At 32.9% G+C, this 16396-nt stretch carries 14 protein-coding genes; 7 read left to right on the forward strand and 7 right to left on the reverse strand.

Going from position 1 to position 16396, the window contains the following annotated elements; all coding sequences use genetic code 11:
- Positions 1-48 precede the first annotated feature (48 nt).
- The 4 genes from N4A45_11960 to aroB form a co-directional block, all read right to left on the reverse strand.
- A complete protein-coding gene (locus tag N4A45_11960; GenBank protein MCT4665935.1) occupies positions 49-2454 on the reverse strand; it encodes a thiamine pyrophosphate-dependent enzyme in 2406 nt (801 codons plus the stop codon).
- Between the two features lie 155 nt (positions 2455-2609).
- Positions 2610-3278, reverse strand: coding sequence for an ABC transporter ATP-binding protein (locus tag N4A45_11965; protein ID MCT4665936.1), 669 nt, complete (start codon positions 3276-3278; stop codon positions 2610-2612).
- 25 nt (positions 3279-3303) lie between these two features.
- A complete protein-coding gene (locus tag N4A45_11970; protein MCT4665937.1) occupies positions 3304-4503 on the reverse strand; it encodes a 3-phosphoshikimate 1-carboxyvinyltransferase in 1200 nt (399 codons plus the stop codon).
- Positions 4488-5543 (reverse strand): 3-dehydroquinate synthase, encoded by a 1056-nt coding sequence (gene aroB / locus N4A45_11975; GenBank protein ID MCT4665938.1) that lies wholly within the window; start codon positions 5541-5543, stop codon positions 4488-4490. Before aroB ends, N4A45_11970 begins: the two co-directional genes overlap by 16 nt.
- 133 nt (positions 5544-5676) lie before the next feature.
- On the opposite strand from aroB, the gene N4A45_11980 reads away from it, so the two are divergent.
- The 3 genes from N4A45_11980 (at position 5677) to recA (ending at position 8235) form a co-directional block, all read left to right on the forward strand.
- Positions 5677-6546: an RNA polymerase sigma factor RpoD/SigA gene (locus N4A45_11980; GenBank protein MCT4665939.1), complete on the forward strand. Its 870-nt coding sequence runs from the start codon at positions 5677-5679 to the stop codon at positions 6544-6546.
- 161 nt (positions 6547-6707) lie between these two features.
- Complete coding sequence (bcp, locus tag N4A45_11985) at positions 6708-7169, forward strand: thioredoxin-dependent thiol peroxidase (protein MCT4665940.1); 462 nt, start codon at positions 6708-6710, stop codon at positions 7167-7169.
- 61 nt (positions 7170-7230) lie between these two features.
- Complete coding sequence (gene recA, locus N4A45_11990) at positions 7231-8235, forward strand: recombinase RecA (protein ID MCT4665941.1); 1005 nt, start codon at positions 7231-7233, stop codon at positions 8233-8235.
- An 80-nt stretch (positions 8236-8315) separates the two neighbouring features.
- Here recA and N4A45_11995 read toward each other — a convergent pair whose 3' ends face one another.
- The 3 genes from N4A45_11995 to N4A45_12005 are packed head-to-tail and all read right to left on the reverse strand — an operon-like array spanning position 8316 to position 11690.
- Positions 8316-9287, reverse strand: coding sequence for an ATP-grasp domain-containing protein (locus tag N4A45_11995; GenBank protein MCT4665942.1), 972 nt, complete (start codon positions 9285-9287; stop codon positions 8316-8318).
- Position 9288: 1 nt separating this feature from the next.
- On the reverse strand, positions 9289-9909 hold the full coding sequence (locus N4A45_12000; protein MCT4665943.1) for an acyl carrier protein phosphodiesterase: 621 nt from the start codon (positions 9907-9909) through the stop codon (positions 9289-9291).
- Positions 9906-11690, reverse strand: a complete 1785-nt coding sequence (locus tag N4A45_12005) for a GNAT family N-acetyltransferase (GenBank protein ID MCT4665944.1) — start codon at positions 11688-11690, stop codon at positions 9906-9908. Before N4A45_12005 ends, N4A45_12000 begins: the two co-directional genes overlap by 4 nt.
- Positions 11691-11970: 280 nt before the next feature.
- Here N4A45_12005 and N4A45_12010 point away from each other — a divergent pair, with 280 nt between their 5' ends.
- From N4A45_12010 to N4A45_12025, 4 genes are all read left to right on the forward strand, one after another.
- A complete protein-coding gene (locus tag N4A45_12010) occupies positions 11971-13758 on the forward strand; it encodes an ABC transporter transmembrane domain-containing protein (GenBank protein ID MCT4665945.1) in 1788 nt (595 codons plus the stop codon).
- Between the two features lie 3 nt (positions 13759-13761).
- Complete coding sequence (locus tag N4A45_12015) at positions 13762-14040, forward strand: DUF4834 family protein (GenBank protein ID MCT4665946.1); 279 nt, start codon at positions 13762-13764, stop codon at positions 14038-14040.
- 142 nt (positions 14041-14182) lie between these two features.
- The gene (locus N4A45_12020; GenBank protein ID MCT4665947.1) at positions 14183-15136 is read left to right on the forward strand and encodes a tryptophan 2,3-dioxygenase family protein; all 954 of its coding nucleotides are present in this window, start codon (positions 14183-14185) and stop codon (positions 15134-15136) included.
- Positions 15070-16392: a peptidoglycan DD-metalloendopeptidase family protein gene (locus N4A45_12025; GenBank protein MCT4665948.1), complete on the forward strand. Its 1323-nt coding sequence runs from the start codon at positions 15070-15072 to the stop codon at positions 16390-16392. The genes N4A45_12020 and N4A45_12025 overlap by 67 nt, the downstream gene beginning before the upstream one ends.
- Positions 16393-16396 lie beyond the last annotated feature (4 nt).

The raw sequence follows: 16396 nt of genomic DNA on the forward strand, positions 1-16396 counted from the left end.
TGTCTTATTTGAAGAATGGGGTTTCTGTTATTAAGATATAATCCTCAATTAATAGATTGAAGGGAATTGATTTGGTTTTACTTCACTCATCATATCGTAAATGGCATCAAAAACATCATCTACGTTTGGTTTAGAAAAATAATCTCCGTCTGTCCCATAAGCAGGTCTATGCTCTTTGGATGCTAATGTTTTAGGTTCACTATCCAGATGGAAATAGGCATTTTGTTCTTCAAGTACTTTTTGCATCATATAAGCAGTAGCTCCACCAGGAACATCTTCATCAATAAAGATTACACGGTTTGTTTTCTTGATAGATTCAACGATATCATGGTCAATATCAAAAGGTAAAAGAGATTGTACATCAATTACTTCACAAGATATTCCTGATTTTTCCAATTCTTTCACGGCTTCCATAATAACTCTTAGTGTAGATCCATAAGAAACTATTGTAATGTCTTCCCCATGATGAATGGTTTCCACTTTACCTATCTGTGTTGTAAAAGATCCCAAGTTTTCTGGCATTTGTTCTTTTAAACGGTATCCATTTAAGCATTCTACAATAAGTGCTGGATCGTCCATTTGTAGTAAGGTATTGTAAAACCCTGCAGCTTTAGTCATATTTCTTGGTACCAAAATATGCATTCCTCTCAACGCATGAATAATCATTCCCATTGGAGAACCAGAGTGCCAAACTCCCTCAAGACGATGACCACGTGTTCGAACGATAAGTGGTGCTTTTTGTCCATTCATCGTACGATATCTCACAGTTGCTAAATCATCAGACATGATTTGTAAGGCGTAAAGAAGATAATCTAGATATTGAATTTCTGCAATGGGTCTAAGTCCTCTCATGGCTAAACCTATTCCTTGTCCTAGGATGGTTGCTTCACGTATTCCTGTATCAGACACACGGTTTTCACCATGTTTTTCTTGAAGTCCTTCAAGACCTTGGTTTACATCGCCAATATAACCTGAATCTTCTCCAAAAATCATCACACGAGGATCCTTAGCTAATAAGGTGTCAAAGTTGTCTCTTAGAATTACACGAGCATCTACTTTTTTAGATTCTTCTGAGTATTCTGGAGCAATTTCAGGTACGGTATCAAAACTATTTTCACCCTCTGAAACTAGGTGAGATGAATAGCGATAAAAATTATTTTCAGATTCTAAGGCTAACCATTGTTTTAAAGCTCTAACAGCTTCGTTGTCTTCACCACGTACAGTTCTAAGTGTAGATTTTACGGCACTAAAGATGGCTTTTCGGATAGGTTCCGTATCTTTTTCCAAAGTATTAGCAGTAGGTTCAATAAATACTTTGTTTGGCGAAGCTTCTGCTACTTTTTTAATTAGTGCTACAGCTTCATTTCTTTCTTCTTTTAGTTCATTTAAGAAGTTTGTCCAAGCCTCTCTTTTAGCTTCTTTTACTTCTTGTTGTGCTTCTTTTTCAAGAGCATCAAGTGTTTCGGCATCACCAAAATTGTGCTCTAGAATAAAAGAACGCATTTTTGCAACACAATCAAATTCTGTTTCCCATTCTAAGCGTTCTTTAGATTTGTAACGTTCATGAGATCCCGAAGTTGAATGACCTTGTGGTTGGGTTACTTCATTTACATGAATAAGCACAGGTACATGTTCTTCTCTAGCAATTTGTTCAGCTTTTTCAAAAGCTTCAACGAGTTCTAGGTAATTCCACCCACGTGCTGTAATTATTTCATAACCTTTATCGTTTTCATCTCTTTGAAAACCAGCTAATATTTTAGAAATTGATTCTTTTGTAGTTTGATGTTTGGCGTGTACAGAAATACCATATTCATCATCCCAAACAGACATAATCATGGGTACCTGTAAAACACCTGCCGCATTAATTGTTTCAAAGAATAATCCTTCTGAAGTAGAGGCGTTTCCAATTGTTCCGAAAGCAATTTCATTCCCTCCGTTGGTAAACATTCCTTCTTGATCAGCATCTGGAGTAGCTCGGTAGTATTTTGAAGCTTGAGCAAGACCTAATAATCTAGGCATTTGCCCTGCTGTTGGACTAATATCTGAAGAAGAGTTTTTTTGACTCATCAGACTTTTAAAGCTTCCATCTTCGTTTAATGAACGTGTTCCATAGTGTCCGTTCATCATTCTTCCTCCTGATGCAGGCTCTTTTTCTACGTCTGTATGCGCATATAGTTGGGCAAAAAACTCTTGAACGGTTAATTGTCCAATAGCCATCATAAAAGTTTGATCACGATAATAACCAGATCGAAAATCACCGTTTTTAAAGACTTTTGCCATGGCAAGTTGTGCCAATTCTTTTCCATCTCCAAAAATTCCGAACTTAGCTTTTCCTGTAAGAACTTCTTTTCGACCGAGTAAAGAGGTTTCTCTACTTTTGACAATTAATTTATAGTCATCAAGTATCGTTTTGGTAATCTTTTCTCTAGCCATTTCTGCTTGATCTATATTCATCTGAATTCCTTATTTTGATAAGCAAAAATATAAAAAAAATGGATAAAAATTGGTAATATTTATTTCCAAAAATGTCGTGAGGAAAGGAATTTATTCTATCGTTCTATTTTAAGGAGGAGATTCATTAAACAATTTTGAAAAGATAACTTGAAATTTTATCTTAAAACAGTGTCTTCTATAAAAATTCCATCTTTCATATAAAGCTGTCTGTCTGAAATTTTTGAGAGTTGTTCATTATGGGTTACAACGACAAATGACTGTTTGTTTTCTTCTTTGAATTCCATAAATAATTCATGTAAATCTTGAGCATTCTGTGAATCTAAATTTCCTGAAGGCTCATCTGCCAAAATTATTTGAGGTTGATTAACCAAAGCTCTGGCAACAGCAATTCTTTGTTGTTCTCCACCACTTAGTTCACTTGGTTTTTTATGCCTTTTAGATTCTAACTTCAGTCGTTTAAGTAAGTCTATTGCCTTTTGTGTTGAAACTGTTCTGGTATCTCCTTTTATCCAGGCTGGCATGGCAATATTTTCTAAAGCAGAAAACTCGGGTAAAAGGTTGTGAAACTGAAAAATGAAACCAATATTTTGGTTCCGAAATTTGGCTAAATCATTCTTTTTGAGATTTTTAATATTCATTTTGTTAAACCATATTTCTCCAGCATCAAATTTATCAAGAGTGCCAAGGACTTGTAGTAAAGTTGTTTTACCAGCTCCAGAAGCTCCCATAATGCTTAAAACTTCCCCTTGATTAATGGTGAGATTCACGCCCCGTAAAACCGAGGTGTTCTGGTATGATTTGTAAATATCTTTTAATGTAATCATAGTGATTTTTTCCGTTTCGAATTTACTATAATAAATTCGGTTGATGCGATTTTAGTTCTTCAAAAAATGACCAAAAATCAGGATATGATTTATTGACCACCTTTTTGTTTGTTATTATTATGTCAGGATACAAAAATTGAATAGGAGCAAAGGATAATGCAATTCTATGATCTTTATGCGTTTGTATTTCTGTCTTTTTATTTATTTGAATAGGTTCACCGTGGTAAGCCCAACAAAAACTATCATTAATAATTTTAATTTGGAGTTTTTTTAATTCCTCAGGCATTTTGTTATATCTATCACATTCTTTAACAACGAGAGATTCTAAGCCTGAAATTTCACATGGAATTTGTTTGATAATACAAGTTATGAGTAATGTTTGAGCAATATCTGGACATTCTGTACAGTCTATTTTGAAATAACTAACAGCTTTTGATTTTTTTAGTAAAATCTTTTGATTTCTTTGAAAAACTGTTGTGACCCCTAGTTGATTGAATATTCGTGGAAGTACAGCGTCTCCTTGTGAAGATTCTGAGGTGAAGTAGCTCAACTCTAATTCATTTATTATCCCACAAGCAACCATGGAATACCAATAGCTGGCAGAGCTCCAATCTGATTCTATTTTTGGAAAATCTTTTACCTTTAAAGTATCTGATACTGGGTATATTGAGATTTGATTATTTTTATAACTGCAATTAAGACCAGTGTTTTTTAAACAATCCAAGGTCATTTTTATATAGGATGTTGAACCTTGTTTGGGATGAAGTTGAAAGTTTAATTCTGTTTCAAGAAAAGGAGCGATGAGTAGGAGAGCAGTGATAAATTGACTGGAGGCTAATTTTTCAAGTGAAATACTTGTAGGAGATAATTTTGAGGAACTAATTTTTAGTGGTGCGAAGCCTTCTTTATTTAGGTAGCTTATTTCTGCACCCCATTTTCTGAGAATATCGACTAAAGGTGCTATTGGGCGTTCTTTAATCCTTTCAGATCCTGTGAGAATTATTTCTTCATTTTGTAAACAAGCCAAAGCCGTAAGAAATCGAAAAGCTGTACCTGTGTGACCCACATTCCAGTGATTTCCATGCTGTCCGTTCAAAATACTTTTGAGCACTTGAACATCATCAGCTGATGATAATTGAAGTTCATCAACATTATTCCCCAATAAGTGATGAAGGATCAAGTATCTGTTACACAAACTTTTTGACGGTTCTACCGTAATTTGCATAATAATTTCTTTAGATAATTAATAGTATCTAGAATTCGAGTTTGATCAATAGGAATATCAATGGTGCAAGATCCTATTGATTTGATTAGAACAAAATTACATTTATTATTGTGATTTTTCTTATCTTGTTGGATGAATGGTATTAATTCAGAGTTAATTAAGTTAATGTGCTTGTATGAATGGTATTTTTGAAGTAAAAATTCTAGATCAATCATTTCATTTTTATAAAATTGGGCACTAAGAAAGCACTCAGCGTATAAGCCCAAGATTACGGCTTCTCCGTGCAGAATATCAATCTGTTTTTTGTGTGCTAAAGTTTCAATGGCATGAGCAAAAGTATGTCCGAAATTTAAGGACTTACGTATTCCACTTTCTTTTTTATCTTGTTGAACAATATGAGATTTTATTTCGATGGATTTTCTAAGAATCTCTTCCCAACTCAGTCGTTCATTAATCGTATCATCAAAATATTTTGCATCAGCAATTAATCCATGTTTATAAATTTCGGCATAACCATTTAGTATATTTCGTTTATCCAGTGTTTTAAGATAGCGTTCATCTATAATAACAGCTTTTGGATCCGAAAATGCACCTAATTGATTTTTATATCCTTGAAAATTAATACCAACTTTAGACCCTACTGACGCATCTACTTGAGATAAAACGGTTGTAGGAATATTAATAAAATCAATTCCTCTTTTATAGGTAGAAGCAACAAACCCTCCTAAATCTGTAACGACTCCTCCGCCTAAATTTACCAATAACGCCTTACGATCAATTTTTAGTTGAGTCATTTTTTCCCATAGAAGTGTACAAGTTTCAAGTGTTTTATGTTTTTCTCCACCTTCCATTTCTAATAATTCGTAATTATTTAACGAAGAAAAGGAGAGAAATTTAGATAAACAATGTATCTTTGCCCTCTTATCTACTAGGATGAGGATTTTTGAATATTCTTTGGGATATATTTGGCTAAAGGCTTGATAGGCATTATCGATTGATATGCCAGTATAAATAGGGTATCCGTTTTCTAAAAATTCCATCTTTACAAAGATAAAGCATTTCCCTTGGGAATTTATTTTTATTAGCAGAAAAAAGATTAATTAACAAACTTATGAACAAAAAATGTTTTTTGGGCATAATTTTTGTGTTATTTTTCTATTAAAAAAGAGATCCATGAGACAACTGAAAATTAGTAAGCAATTGACCAATCGAGATAGTCTCTCGATTAATAAATACCTTCATGAAGTAGCAAAAACTGAACTCCTTACGCCAGATGAGGAAGTGGAGTACGCTACTCGAATTCAAAAGAACCCAAATGATACCGAAGCTTTGGAGAAATTGGTAAACGCCAATTTACGTTTCGTAGTTTCTGTTGCTAAGCAGTATCAATCTACAGGGATTCCTTTAGAAGATTTGATTAGTGATGGGAATATTGGTTTAATTAAAGCTGCTCAAAAATTTGATCCTACAAAAGGTTTTAAATTTATCTCTTACGCTGTTTGGTGGATTCGTCAGTCAATCATGGCTTCTTTGGGGGAAACTTCAAGAATGATTCGTATTCCTGCCAATAAAATTGCTCAGATTAAGCAAATAAACGAATTCCGTTTAGAACTAAGTCATAAATTGGAAAGAGAACCTTCTCCATTAGAAATTGCTCAAGAATATGATGTTGCAATTGAATTGGTAATCGAATCTCAAAAAATCTCTAGAGGTCCTGTTTCAATGGATGCACCCGTTCAGGAAGATGAGAAATCAAAAATTGGAGATTTAATGGAAGATTCAGATATGGATCGTCCAGATGATGGATTAGAAATAGAATCTTTAAATTCAGATATTCTTGATGTAGTGGAGAAACTTCCGCTAAAAGAACGAATTGTTATTACAGAATATTTTGGATTGTTCGGTTCTTCTCAAAAATCTTATGTAGAAATTGCCGAAAGATTGGATATCTCAAAAGAACGTGTAAGACAAATAAAACTTAAAGCCATTAAAAGGCTACAGAGAATTTCAAGAAATTCTCCATTGAAATACCATTTAGGTTAAACACATAAAGATATATTTATATTTGTTGTGAAAGCAGAGAAGTCATCTATTTTTAGATGGCTTTTTTGTTTTCAATATTTTTTTTTGCATTTCGGAATTTCTTATCGAGAATAGAAATGCCTTGTAAAAAATACGTACATTTGAATGAAAAGATAATAAAAATGACCACTTTAAAAATAGGAGATCAAGCGCCTCAATTTCAGGGGATCGATCAAAATGAAAAACATATTTCATTAAAAGATTTTGAGGGTAAGAAACTTATTTTGTTTTTCTATCCTAAAGACAATACACCAGGATGCACCGCTGAAGCTTGTAATTTGAGAGATCATTTTTCTGAATTAAAAGATCAAGGTTTCGAAATGCTAGGAGTGAGCCCAGATTCAGCTGTAAAACATCAAAAATTTATTGCTAAACATGAATTCCCATTTGATTTATTAGCAGATGAAGAAAAAGTGGTTTTAAATCAATTTGAAGTTTGGGGACCAAAGAAATTTATGGGTAGAGAATTTGATGGAGTTCATAGAACCACTTTTGTTATTGATGAGAATGGAGTTATTGAACATATCATTCAAAAAGTGAAAACAAAGGCACACGCCGAACAAATTTTAGATTTATATAAGTAGTGACACTAGTTGTCATTATTGAGCATTACTTTTGTAAACAAATCAACGAAAAAAAAGAAAGATGAGCGATAATAAAGAAAAAGAAGCAAAACTGAAAGCACTTAAACTTACCATGGAAAAACTAGATAAAACCTATGGTAAGGGTACAATTATGAAATTGGGTGATAGCCCAGTTGTAGATGTCGAGCCTATTTCTACAGGTTCAATAGGTTTGGATGTTGCTTTAGGAATTGGTGGATTTCCAAAAGGAAGAATCATCGAAATATATGGACCTGAATCTTCTGGTAAAACTACTTTGGCAATTCATGCCATTGCAGAAGCTCAAAAAACTGGTGGAATAGCAGCTTTTATTGATGCAGAACACGCTTTTGATAAGTTTTATGCAGAAAATCTTGGTGTAGATACAGATAATCTATTAATCTCCCAACCAGATCACGGAGAGCAAGCACTAGAAATTGCAGATAATTTGATTCGTTCGGGTGCAATAGATATTATTGTAATAGATTCGGTTGCAGCATTGACTCCAAAATCTGAAATAGAGGGAGATATGGGAGATTCAAAAATGGGTCTACAAGCACGATTGATGTCTCAAGCACTAAGAAAATTAACAGGTTCTATCAATAAAACAGGGTGTACTTGTATCTTTATTAATCAATTGAGAGATAAGATTGGAGTAATGTTTGGATCTCCAGAAACTACCACAGGAGGTAACGCTTTGAAATTTTATTCTTCTGTAAGAATAGACATTAGAAGAAGTACGCAAATAAAAAGCGGTGATCAAGTTCTTGGGAACAAAACGAGAGTAAAAGTTGTGAAGAATAAAGTAGCACCACCTTTCCGTTCGGTAGAATTTGATATTATGTATGGAAAAGGAATCTCAAAAGTAGGTGAATTAGTAGATCTTGGAACAGATTACGAAGTACTAAAGAAGAGTGGTTCTTGGTATAGCTATGGAGATATCAAGCTAGGGCAAGGACGTGATAGTGTTAAGCAGTTGTTTGAAGATAATTTAGAATTGGCTGCTGAAGTAGAAGAGAAAATCCGAATTGCAATTTCAGGAGAATAACACTATAAAGGTATTATATTATTAGGCATGAATCCCCACTAAAAGTGGGGATTTTTTTGTCTTTTAGTTGCCCGATAACCCTATTGAGAATTTTTCAAAAATAGAATTTGTTCTTTTAGAAATATCCCTAAATCATAACCACGGTAATGAATTTGTTGAGGAATAAAACTTTCTTTTGTCATACCAGGAATAGTGTTTATTTCTATCATTTTGGGTTTATTATCCTCAATGATAAAATCTATTCGGCAAATTCCTTGAAGTTCAAATTTTTGATAAATATCTTTTGCTAAGGCAAACACTTTTTGCGTCAATTCATTGGAAATCCGAGCGGGAGTAATTTCATCTGAAGCACCATGATATTTAGATTCGAAATCAAAAAAGTCGTTATGAGCAACTACTTCAGTAATTGCAAGTTCTTGAATCCCTAATTCATTTCTATAAACACCACAAGTAACCTCAGTGCCTTTCATTTCTTTTTCAATCAAGCATTTTGAATCAAACTCAAAGGCGTGATTAATGGCCTTTTCTAAATCTTTTTGTTCATGAACTTTACTTACTCCAAAGCTAGAGCCCGATCTGCAGGCTTTTACAAAAACTGGAAAGTCAAAAGAGAGATCGCAAGTCGGTTTTTTCTCAAAATCAGATTTTTGAACTACGATAGACTCTGCAATGGGAATTCCGTATGACTTTGCTAATTGAATACTCATGGCTTTATCAAAGGTAACTTGTGCCATCATAGGGCTACAACTCGAGTGAGGAATATTGAGCATTTCAAAATAAGCCGCTAATAACCCATCTTCAGCTGGAGTTCCATGAATGATAAGATAGACAAAATCAAATGAAATTTTTTGATTTTGGATGACAACCGAAAAATCATTTTTATCAATAGGAAATTCTTTGTTTTGAAATTCACAAAACCAGTTGTTATCTTCTATTTTAATAGAATATACTTCTTCAAAAACGCCCAATAAGGATTCCATTACTGTTTGAGCACTTTTATAGGACACAATTTTCTCAGAGCTGAAACCGCCGCTGATTACCGCAATTTTCATTTTAGTTGTTTTTTGCTTTTTTGTTTGAAAAGTCTCTTTTTATTTCTCTTAATTTCACTTTAGCAAAGTTTCTTAATTCCTCAAAAAAAGTTGTAAACTCCTCTTCAAAATCTTGATAATTCTCATCTAAATCAATAATCGCTAAATTCATTTTCGAACGATTTTTTGTACGGTGATTCATTTGATGTAAAATTTTGGCAATTCCTTCTTTATGAGCATAACTCAATAGCCAATTATCTTTGATCATAAAAGGCATCATTCTTTGAGTTTGAATAGGTAATATATCAAAATATTCATCTAGTGAATGATAAAATTCATCAACAAATAAGTCCAGTTCTTTAGCGTGATAGTTTTTCCAGTTTTTTGCCAAAAAATGATCATAGATAATATCTACAATTACGGGACTGTAATGTCGATAGTTTTTGAACAGCCTTTTTTTGCTTTTTCTAAATATGGGATGCGCATCAGTAAAAGTATCAATGGCTCTGTGTAAAACAATTCCCATGCGTATTTTTTCGGGGAAATACTGGAAATTATTGCTTGGTAAGCTATCCGCAATGAAGTTCCCTATTGCTATTTCTTTATCTTCATCAGAAAGGTAAATATGAGCTAGAAAATTCATTCTTTATCTTTTGCTTGTAAGGCATCTAAACGTTGCTGATGATCAAAGTTTTCGTCTTTTGCAAATTTCTGAATTGTCTCCATAGGTAGTTTTGCAAAATCTAAAAGAACCAAAGCATCTAAGCAATTTGAAAAATTTGGATCTACATTAAACCCTAGCACACGTGCATTTTGACCTATATACTTTTTTATCAACACGGGAATTCTATTATGTTGTTGGTCCAACTCATCAATGAGGTTATCTAGGTCATTTAAATTATGCTCCCCAGATTCTAAAATAGTTTTTACCATTTTCTTCTTTTTAAGAACAAAAGGATTTCGAGGCTTAACTAAATTACTAAGGTCTTGATCCATATAATGTTCCTTCAAGAAGCCTACAATAAGTTCTTTAGAAATTCTGGAATATGAATTACTAATAGAAACAGCCCCAAAAAGGTAACGATTGTTTTCAAAACGAATTAAAAGCTGAAGAATTCCTTGCCACAAAAACATCAAAGTAATAGGATGTTTCTGATATTCTTGGCGAATAAAGGATCTACCGAGTTCCATAGATTGATCGAGATAGCGGTTCATTTCAGATTTGTATCTAAACAATTCATAAGTATAAAACCCTGGTTTTCCGTATTTGCTCATAATTTCGTCACCGAAACCAACACGATAGGACCCTACTATCATTTCTTTCTCTTTATCCCAGATAAAAAGATGCTTATAATAGTAGTCATAATTATCTAAATCATAAGGTTTTCCAGATCCTTCTCCTACTGCCCGAAAGGTGATTTCACGAAGTCTTCCTATTTCTTTTATAATATTTGGATATTCTTTTGCTCCAATAAGATACAACTGGAAGTTTTTCCGTTCGATCAAGAGATTTTCTTCTGAAATTTTAGAAATTTCGGCAAGAACTAAGGACTTTGGTGTTTCTACCGCAATAGATTCCATTGCGGTATTATTATTACTAACAAAAAGTGATTTTAAACTCCACTTAGAAGTATCACATTTAAGCGCTTTTAGTTTTGTTCTTAGTTGCTTCTGAAAAGTGCGTTTTTTTAGATAAGAAATTTGATCAGCAGAACTGATTTTTTTAGAAATTCTAATGACTATAGAAAGTTCCTTTTTCTCGAAATCATCTTTTGTTAATGAAAATAAAAAACTATTAAAAACTCTTTGCCTAATTCTACTGTTGGAATCCAATAAAATGGCATGAATGTCATTAGGATATTGTTTTAAGAAATCAATAAATCGATCTTTAAGTTCAAAATCTAAAGGGTCTTCAATTTTATTAAGAGGTGTTTTCGTTTTTTTGAAAGGCAATGCACATATTAGTCCACCTTGTGCCAAGTGAGCTTTTGCTTTTTCATTTATTGCTGGTGAGTTTGCTAAAGGATCAATTCCTTTTTCTTTTTTTTCTAATGGAATGATATGAGATTCTAGAAAATCTAAACAAGCTAATTTTTTAGGAGCGATAATTTTAACATCTTTACGAACTCCCAAAGCTAATTTGAGAATTAGAAGGTAAGAAAAATAATCTTTTGCATAATGAGAATACAAAATTTTAGCACCATCTTTAGAGATACGTTTAAGCTCTTTTTCTGTAAATTTTATGTTAATAGGACTCTTCTCAAAAAAAGAATTTAACACATAAGTAGTTTTATGGGTTTCAGTTGGGTTCTTTTGAGCGTCGTATTTTTTTGAAATAATAGCCAATTCATCCAAAATCTTTTGATTGATTCTAGGATTAAAAGGGTTTCCATCAGATTTTTGTACGTTTTCTGAGTCTATCATATTTAATGACTGGTTAAGAAAACTAAGTTAGAAAAAAATATGCTTTTAGAGCTGTATTTTTGATGAATGTTTGGTTCTTTTCGCTTAATGATAAATTAATATTCAATTTAACTACATAAATCTCAAAAAAAGCATGGATATTGCCGCACTCGAAAAAGCAATCCCTCACTTAAAAAAGGTAAATTTGTGCTGCCAAAAGAAAAAACAATTTCTTAAAAATCTTTTGTAACTACTTTTTGATACTTTAGATTCAAGAAATGAACAATTAATAAAAAGACCTATGCCTCCATTTGGAAGAAAAAAAGAAAAGGACGAAAAGAAAATAAAACTGAGTAAGAAAAATTGGAAAAATGGTTTGAGAATCTATCGTTATCTCATTCCATATAGATTTACGTTTTCCATTGGGTTGGTTTTTTTATTTTTATCAAGTTTAGCCTCTCTAATATTTCCTAAATATTTAGGAAAACTTGTTCAACAAGCCACAGAGAAAAGTACGGATTTTGAAAACATCAATAATATCGCTTTGATTTTATTAGGATTATTTGCTTTGCAAGCAGTTTTTTCTTATTTCAGGGTCGTATTATTTATTAATGTTACTGAAAAATCATTAGCAGATTTAAGGAAAGATTTTTTTAATCATGTGGTGAAACTCCCCATGCATTTTTTTAATACCAATAGAGTGGGAGAGCTTTCTAGTCGATTATCATCTGACATAGCTTTATTAAGAGAAACTTTAACGACCACATCTGCCGAAATTTTAAGACAAGTTATCGTATTACTTATTGGAACAGCGATGTTGTTTATGGCATCAGCTAGGTTGGCCTTATTCATGTTGGCTATTTTACCAATTATTGTATTGCTGGCGGTGTTTTTTGGGAAAAAATTGAGAAAATACTCAAAAATGGTTCAAGGAAAAATAGCCGATTCGCAAACTATTGTAGATGAGGTTTTTCAAGCTATTCAAAATGTAAAAGCGTTTAGCAATGAACTTTTTGAGGTGAAACGATTTAGTATTCAAGTAAATGAAATCAAGGATTTATCCATAAAAGGAGGGAAACTTAGAGCTGCTTTTATTTCTTTTGTAGTTTTTGGAGTTTTTGGATCCATTGTAGCCGTTGTATGGTATGGAGTTCACATGATTCAATCTGGTTCTCTTACAATTGGTGGCTTAACAGAGTTTCTTTTTCTTACGGTATTTATTGCTGCAAGTTTAGGGAGTTTGGGTGATCTTTATACGCAATTCCAAAAAGCAGTAGGAGCCTCTGATAAACTTATGGAAATTTTAGATGAAACTCAAGAGAATTTAGAGGATGAGAATGGGCAAATAAAAAAGCTAAATGGGGCAATTTCTTTAAAGAATTTAAAATTTGCATATCCATCCAGACCAGAAATGGACGTTTTGAAAGGAATTGATTTAGAAATAAAACCAGGAGAACAAATTGCAATTGTTGGAGGGTCTGGAGCTGGAAAATCAACCTTAGCTGCAATCTTGTATCAATTTTATCAGCTCAATGCAGGAGAACTTTTATTTGATGGAGTCAACGCTAAAGAGTTACAACTTGCCAATATCAGAAATCAAATGGCAATAGTTCCTCAAGAATTAGTCCTTTTTGGAGGAACAATAAAGGAAAATATTGCCTACGGAAAACCAGAAGCAAGTATGGAGGAAATAGAAGAAGCTGCCAAAAAGGCATTTGCTCATGAATTTATTGACTCTTTCCCAGAAGGATATGAAACTATTGTTGGTGATAGAGGAGTTCAGTTATCTGGAGGGCAGAGGCAAAGAGTCGCAATTGCACGTGCAATTCTTAAAAATCCTAAGATTTTGATTCTTGATGAAGCAACATCTGCACTGGATTCTGAATCAGAAGAATATGTACAGAAAGCACTCGAGGTTTTGATGAAAGAAAGAACGTCAATTGTCATTGCGCATAGATTATCAACTGTCAGAAAGGCGGATAAAATAGTAGTAATGAAAGACGGTAAAGTTATTGAAGAAGGAAACCATGAAGCATTAATGGAAATCCAAGAAGGCTTCTACAGAAATATGAAAACACTACAATTATAGCACATGTTAAGAGTAATACTCATCATTTTATTCATCTATTTACTCATTAAGTTTCTTGCACCTTATATCAAGAAGTTTTTATTGAAGAGAGTAGAGAAAACTTTCGAAAAGAAAATCAACGAAGAATTTAAGAAAAGAGATCCTAATTATGAACCTCCCAGAAATGATAAAAGAAGAGAAGGAGAGGTTAAGGTAGAAAAGCTTTATAAGAAGAATACCAAAACAAAGCCGAGTACCGATAAATTGGGAGATTATGTAGATTTTGAAGAGGTTCAAGACTAGTGATATTATTAGCGAATTTTTAGTAAAAAAAGATTATTAGGTCTTTTTTTGCTAAAATTTGAGAAAAATAACTGCTTTATGATAATTATCATTGCTGAAAGTAAATTCAAAATATTAAATTAGAAAAATTTTTTATTTGATTATGGATTGGGAAAACAACCAAGAATTGAAAGATATTCTAGAAAAACTACATCATAAATACAGTTCTACAGGGCAAGACTTACAATCATATTTAGAAGGATTGTATCATACAAAAGCCTTTAATTATTGGGATTATATTCATTTAGATACTTTGTTGTCACTTCAAAATCCAGTTACTGGAATTACTGATGAGCCTATTTTTATAATGTATCATCAGATTACGGAGCTTTATTTTAAACTCATTTTACATGAGCTTAATCAAGTGAAAGATGCACAAGAACTTACCAAGAAGTTGTTATTAGGGAAATTGGAACGTGTAACACGATATTTTCATGTATTGGCAGATTCATTTGATGTGATGTCTCATGGAATGGAAAGAGAACAATTCTTAACATTTAGAAAATCTCTACAACCCGCCAGTGGATTTCAGTCTAGGCAGTATAGAGAGATAGAATTTATCAGTACGCCATTAGAAAACCTAGTACATAAAGACAAACGATACACAGACTTAACCCACCAAGAACAACTTGAAAATGTGTATTGGAGACAAGGAGGAATTCAAAAAGATACCGGGAAACCTGCACATACAAATGTGGAATTCGAAAAGAAGTATTGGAAACATTTTACAGCATTTACTTCTGATATAAAAGGGTTTACTATTTGGGATCAGTATATGAAATTGCCCAAAGAAGATAGGGAAGATGAGCAAGTAATTCATGCAATGAAGAGCTATGATAGTCTTGTAAATGTGAATTGGCCATTACGTCATTATAGAACAGCAATGGTCTATTTAGCTCAAAGAAATAAAGTCATAGAAGCCACAGGAGGATCAAACTGGCAAGAATATTTACCACCGAAATTCCAAAAAAGAATATTTTTTCCGGAACTTTGGACAAAACAAGAAAAAGAAGATTGGGGAAGAGCATGGGTGGAAAACACATTAGGAAGTTTGTAAATAATCATTTCGTATCGTTACAAAAAGTCTTTGCAATAACAGCAATAACAACAGTTTTTTTTAGTTGTGGTGAAACAGAAGAGTATCACCCACCGAAAATAGCAGAAGAAGAAACCAAAATAGTAGTAGATTCAAGTCAGTTTTTCTTTGATGTCAATTTGAAGAATTATTGTATAGACGAATCTGAAATAGCCTATGGGGAGACATTAGGGCAGATTCTTGATGGTCAAGGTGTTTCGTCAAGAACTATTTTTAACCTCGCTAATGCATCCAAAGATATTTTGGATGTGAGAGACATGAAAGTAGGGAAAAAATTTATGATTCTGAGTAAAAAAGATACCGTAAATATTCCTGAAATTTTTGTTTATCAAGCAAATGCTGTAGATCATTATTTATATCATTTTGGAGATTCTATTTATGTAGAACATAAACAAAAACCAGTAGTGACCAAGCGAATGTTTGCCTCAGGAGAAATTCAAGGCTCGTTATCGCAAACGATGGAAAGAATAGGACTGTCACAAAAACTCGTTGTATTGTTGGCTGATGGAATATACCCTTGGAAAATTAATTTTTTCGGTATTCAACCAGGTGATAAATTCAAAGTTATTTATGATGCAAAATATGTAGATGGTCAATTTATTGGAATTGGAGATCTGTATGCTTCAAACTTTTATCATCGTAATAGAAATTTTTATGCCTTTGAGTATAATGATTCATATTATGATGAAAAAGCTGGGAATTTAAGAGCATTTTTCTTGCAAGCTCCTGTTCAATATACCAGAATTTCGTCTAGGTATCAAAGAAGAAGAAAACATCCAGTAACGGGAAGAATAAAAGCACACAAAGGAACAGATTTCGCAGCACCCAAAAATACCCCTATTTTTTCCACAGCCGATGGAGTGGTTACTCATGCAAAATACAAGAGAAACAATGGGAATTATGTAAAAGTAAAACATAACAGGACTTACACAACTCAATATTTACACATGAACAAAATTAAAAAAGGGATTAGACCAGGGGTTCATGTAAAACAAGGAGAAGTGATAGGTTATGTAGGGAAAACAGGATTAGCAACTGGTTATCATGTTTGCTATCGTTTTTGGTATAAGGGTAAGCAAGTGGATCCTTTTAAATTAAAGTTTCCACCCTCAAAACCTTTAGACGAAAAATATGTTCCAGCCTATAATATTGTTAAAGACTCCCTTCAAGACATATTAGATAAATACAGTTTTGTACAAGGAAAAGTAGTACTATAGCTCA

The organism is Flavobacteriales bacterium, from assembly GCA_025210805.1.
Lineage (GTDB): Bacteria > Bacteroidota > Bacteroidia > Flavobacteriales > CAJXXR01 > JAOAQX01.